We start from the raw sequence: 303 nt of genomic DNA on the forward strand, positions 1-303 counted from the left end.
GACCGGTTGCGGCAAGACGCTGCTGGCCCAGACCCGGGCGCGCATCCTGGATGTGCCGTTCACCATGGCCGACGCCACGACGCTGACCGAAGCCGGTTATGTGGGCGAGGATGTCGAGAACATCATCCTGAAACTGCTCCAGGCCTCCGACTACAACGTCGAACGCGCCCAGCGCGGCATCGTCTATATCGACGAGATCGCCAAGATTTCGCGCAAGTCGGACAATCCGTCCATCACGCGCGACGTGTCGGGCGAGGGCGTCCAGCAGGCGCTGCTGACGATCATGGAAGGCACGACCGCCTC

At 64.0% G+C, this 303-nt stretch carries 1 protein-coding gene; it reads left to right on the forward strand.

All coding sequences use genetic code 11. The features are described from left to right. A partial coding sequence (locus tag E5162_RS14615; RefSeq protein ID WP_135945976.1) for an AAA family ATPase occupies positions 1–303 on the forward strand: 303 nt, incomplete at both ends.

This window comes from Marinicauda pacifica (assembly GCF_004793635.1).
In the GTDB taxonomy this organism is placed as follows: domain Bacteria; phylum Pseudomonadota; class Alphaproteobacteria; order Caulobacterales; family Maricaulaceae; genus Marinicauda; species Marinicauda pacifica.